5 protein-coding genes are annotated in these 4,508 nt (G+C 69.1%); all 5 read right to left on the bottom strand.

Annotated features, from left to right (window positions below; translation table 11 throughout):
• Positions 1–333: 333 nt before the first annotated feature.
• The 5 genes from WBA97_RS24190 to WBA97_RS24170 all read right to left on the bottom strand — a co-directional run bounded on the left by WBA97_RS24190 (position 334) and on the right by WBA97_RS24170 (position 4,169).
• Positions 334–504, bottom strand: coding sequence for a hypothetical protein (locus tag WBA97_RS24190; protein ID WP_424233194.1), 171 nt, complete (start codon positions 502–504; stop codon positions 334–336).
• Positions 505–616: 112 nt separating this feature from the next.
• Complete coding sequence (locus tag WBA97_RS24185; protein ID WP_424233193.1) at positions 617–778, bottom strand: hypothetical protein; 162 nt, start codon at positions 776–778, stop codon at positions 617–619.
• A gap of 108 nt (positions 779–886) precedes the next feature.
• Positions 887–1,636, bottom strand: coding sequence for a GntR family transcriptional regulator (locus WBA97_RS24180; RefSeq protein WP_424233192.1), 750 nt, complete (start codon positions 1,634–1,636; stop codon positions 887–889).
• Between the two features lie 168 nt (positions 1,637–1,804).
• Positions 1,805–2,551 (bottom strand): IclR family transcriptional regulator, encoded by a 747-nt coding sequence (locus WBA97_RS24175; RefSeq protein ID WP_424233191.1) that lies wholly within the window; start codon positions 2,549–2,551, stop codon positions 1,805–1,807.
• Positions 2,552–2,594: 43 nt separating this feature from the next.
• Positions 2,595–4,169, bottom strand: a complete 1,575-nt coding sequence (locus WBA97_RS24170; protein WP_424233190.1) for a thiamine pyrophosphate-binding protein — start codon at positions 4,167–4,169, stop codon at positions 2,595–2,597.
• Positions 4,170–4,508 lie beyond the last annotated feature (339 nt).

The following is a 4,508-nucleotide window of genomic DNA, read 5'->3' as shown; positions in this document are numbered from 1 at the left end:
GTGTCAAGGGGGCCAAATGCAAGGAACACAGCAATGCCAAGCCCTGGCCCCCTTGACGCGGCGTGATAGCCCCTGGGAGGTCGACGGGATGGCAGGCAGACCCGAACCCAACGCAAGAAACCCTCGAAATCCCAGGCCATCCTGGAGACCTGCCCCTCCGGCGAGGAGCCGCCGGAGGCAAAGGGGCCGCCGACGGCAAACCAGTGAGACAAACGCAACCGGTGGATCCAGACTGGAGTCAGATCAAGGCAGCAAAAAGCTCGGGCCGTGCGGACCGCGACCCGAGCTTTCGTGGTACTGGGCCGCACGGACCGCGGCCCAGTACCAACGTCCCTAAACGGTGACTCGCCGAGTCACCGGCTGCTCGCGCAGGTACTCCTCCGCCTTGTCGGCGGTGTCCTGCCGCTGCTTCTCCATGGCGGTCGCGAGGCCCAGGCCCAGGCGACGGGCGTCGGCGTTGAAACCGCGCGGAGACTTCGTGAGTGACGTCAGCCACTTACGCATTCTTCTCACCTCCTGGTGTGGCACCGAGGCGTACGGACCACGTCCCGATCCCACTTCTCTCAACCACATCTGCCGGGTTCCCCATACCGCTGGGGCGTACACGTCGTCGTCGTCACACCCGGGCCGGGTGGTCGGCGACCGGCTGGTCGCGCAGGAAGGTCTCCACCTCGCGGGCGGCCTCCTGGCGCTGCTTCTCCATTGCCACGGCCAGGCCGAGGCCGAGTGCACGGCCGTCGGCGTTGAAGCCGCGCAGTGTCTGCAGCCAGTTACGCATCTACTTCACCTCCTTGCGGGCAGCGTCGATGAACCCGGGGTCGCGACGATGCGGCCAGGGTGGGGTCGGCGGGCACACGTGGCGCCTGCCGGGGAATCAGGGGATTGGTCAGCCCTTGGCGGGTGACCTGCGACGGCGGCGGGTCGGCAGCTCGAGCACCTGCTGCTCCTGCTCACCGTCCGCGTCGCGCTGTTCGAGGTAGGACTTCCGTGTCCGCTCGGTGTGTTCGGCCATGATGCGGGCGGCGGCGTCGGCGTCCCTGTTCTCGATGGCGTCGATCAGCTTCGCGTGCTCCTGCCAGGACTGCTTGCCGCGCTGGCGGGCGATCGGCGTGTAGTACCAGCGGACCCTGCGATCCACCTGGGTCGCGAAGTCCAGCAGCACCTTGTTGCCCGACAACTCGGTCACATACCGGTGTATGGCGGCGTTCAGTGCTACCGCGGTGTCCACGTCGTCCGCGGCCAGTGCCTCGAAACCCTGTTTGTTCAGGTCCCGGAGGTGCGCGATGCCGTCCTCGTCGGCCTGTGTCGCCGCCAGACGTGCCGACTCGCTCTCGAGCAGCGTTCGGACGGCGAGCAGCTGGTCCGCCTCGTCCGGGGTCGGCTGGTGCACGAAGGCGCCGTAGCCGGGCCGCAGGTCGACCCAGCCCTCGTTGTTCAGCCATTGCAGTGCCTCACGCACGGGCTGACGGGAGACCCCCAGCATCTGGGCCAGTTCGCTCTCCACGAGGTGCTGGCCGGGGGCCAGTCGCCGCGAGATGATCAGCTCCTGCATCGCCTGGTAGACGTGTTCACGCAGGGGCACCGGCCGATCAATCCGGCGAGCCGCCAGTTCCTTTGGCAACTCGGTCGGCTGCATGGTGGTCTCCAACAAGTGTGGGTATGTTCAGCATCCAGTCGATTCGATGGCTCTAGTCGACTGCCTACAGCATACAGTCACCGCTTGTCCGTTTACGGGCACTCGTGAGCGCGTTCACAGTCAGTGATCGGTAACTCTGGGCCGATAGATGCTTTGGATTGAATTCGATTACCGGAAGTGTGCGACTTCCCGGGACAGCGAAAACGCGGCGGTTTTCACGGCGGACGCGAGTCGTTCCAGGTCGAGGCGGTGCGAACGGCCCGCGATGGACACGGCGGCGATCACGCGGCGCGTGTGGTCGTGCACCGGGGCCGCCACCGCGACCACGCCGGTCTCCGATTCCTCTCTATTGATGCCATAGCCGCACGCCAGCGTGCGGTCGAGGTCCTGGCGCAGCAGGCCGGGCATGGTGATGGTCTTCGGGGTCAGCCTGGCCAGCCCGCCGTCGACCACCTGCCGCACGCGGGAGGGCGGGCCGAGCGCGAGGAACACCTTGCCGCTCGCGGTGCAGTGCGCGGGAAGCGTGCCGCCGACGCGGGACACGATCGGCATCGAGCGGCGGCCGGTGACCTTCTCCAGGAACAGCGTGTCCGGCGAGTCGAAGACCGTCAGATGGACGTTCTCGTGCGTGGCCTCGTACAGGTCCTCCAGGTACGGCAGCGCCGCCTCCCGCAGCCCGCGCTGCCTCGGCACGTGCTGCCCGAGCACGAAGATCTTCATGCCAAGGCGGTAGCCGCGGTCGGTGCGCTCCAGCCAGCCGTGCGCGACCAGCTCGGCGATCATGCGGTACGCGGTCGGTTTCGGCAGGCCGGTGCGGGCGGTCAGCTGCGCGAGGGCCAGGTCCGAGTCGGCCGCGCCGAACGCGTCGAGCAGCAGCAGACCACGAGCCAGGACCGACTTCGGCGGCGCACCCATGTGATCGATCCTGGTGCCTTCGGCGTGGCCGGGGCAAGGGCGCCTACAGCAGGGGCACGTCCACCAGCAGTGGCTCCGTGAGCGAGGCCGCCGACGTGACCAACTCGCGCAGCTCGTCGGCGCTGTCCACGCGGCGGCTCGCGACGCCGAAGAACTGGGCCGCCTTCGACCAGTCCATGCGCCCGAGGTCGAGCCCGGGGTACGGGCCGTGCCCGTAGGACTTGGCGAGCGTGTCCTTGAGCGTCCGGTACTCGCCGTTGTTCATCACGCAGAACAGCACCGGCACGTGATATCGCGCCGCGCTCCACAGGCCCTGCAGCCCGAACAACGCGCAGCCGTCGCCGAGCACGGCGACGACCGGGCGGTCGGGCCGGGCCATGCGGGTGCCGACGGCCGCGCCGATGCCCCAGCCGAGGCCGCCGCCGGCGGCGTGCACGAAGGAGTTCGGGCGGGTCAGCCGCAGCAGGGGGCGCAACAGGACGCCCACGGTGATGGCCTCGTCGACGACGACCGCGTCGGCTGGCAGCCCGTCGGCGATCGCCTTCGCCGCGACGGCCGGGTCCAGTGGCGCCATCGGGTTCGTGCCGGCCACCGGGTCCGGGGCCGGATTCGTGGCGCGCACGGGGTTGGCGCGCCGCCCGACCTGCGCGACCAGCTCGGTCAGCGACGCGCGGATGGCGCCGGTCAGCCCCAGTTCGACGGCGAAGTTGCGGCCCAGCTCGGCCGGGTCGTCGTCGAGCTGCACGACGCGGGTGTGCTCGGGGATGGCGGAGCCGGGGGTGTAGTGGTGCGGGGAGAAGGCGTGGCAGCCGACGACCAGCACGACATCGTGGCCGGTCAGTGCCTCCCGGACCGCCGCGTTGCGTGGGGGCAGCATCCCAGCGTGCAACGAATGGGTGAAGGGAAAGTTCACCCGATCGTGCATCGGTTGGTGGAAGACCGTGGCGTTGAGGCGTTCGGCGAGGTTCACCAGCTGGGCGACCGCCCCGTCGCGGCCGACGCCGTCCCCGGCGACGATCGCCGGGTTGTCGGCCCCGGCGAGGATCCACGCCGCCTGGTCCAGCCCGTTGGCCGGGCCGAGCGGCGCGAGCGGGGAGCGGGCGGGGACGGGCACGTCGACGTGCTCGACGAGCAGGTCCATCGGGATCGACACGAACACCGGCCCCTCGGGTGGCTGCGCGGCGAGCGCGAACGCCCGCCGCAGCACGATCGGCAGGTCGCGGGCGTGCTGCACCTCGATCGCGCTCTTGGCCGCCGCGGCCGCGAGCCCGGTCAGATCGCCGGTGAGCATCGGGTCCTCGACGAGGTGCGTGCGGTCCTGCTGGCCGGCGGTGATGACAAGGGGAGTGTGGGAGCGCTTGGCGTTGAGCATGCCGATCAGCCCGTTGGCGAGGCCGGCGGCAACGTGCAGGCTGACGAACGCGGTGCGGCGGGACGCGCGTGCGTACCCGTCGGCCATGGCGACGGCGGAGTGTTCCTGGACGGCGAGCACGTACTCGAAGTCGGTCGCCCTCGCGAGCGCGTCGATCAGCGGCAGCTCGGTCGTGCCGGGATTGCCGAAGATCTTCTCGACGCCCTCGGTCCGCAGGACCTCGAGCATCGCGTCCATCGGGTTCATCTCAGCTCCCCCAGCCAGGTTGTCGGTGAGCGGGTTCATGCCCGCCCGCGTCAACCTCGCCTGACCATGCACAAATGCTGTTGGCGGCGAGGATCTTGCGACAAGGCTGGCGTTTCACTGACCGGAACGGTGCCCGTTGACGGTGTGTCCCGGTGCGCAATAGCGTTCGTTGTCTGAACCGCTGTTCGCAGTCCGAACATTTTGGAGCCTAGTGTCCCGAACCGGAAATCTGGCACCTGATTCGGCGGCCCAGCTTCCTTCTGGCGGCGTTGCCGATCCACCCAAGTACAACCCGGTACGAGAGAGGATCGGCGCCTTGCCGGCAGAAACCTGGATCCA

It is taken from the genome of Actinophytocola sp. (genome assembly GCF_049647105.1).
Classification (GTDB): Bacteria; Actinomycetota; Actinomycetes; order Mycobacteriales; family Pseudonocardiaceae; genus Actinophytocola.
Note: the sequence above shows the minus strand (reverse complement) of the source record. Positions and strands in the feature narration are given on the sequence as shown.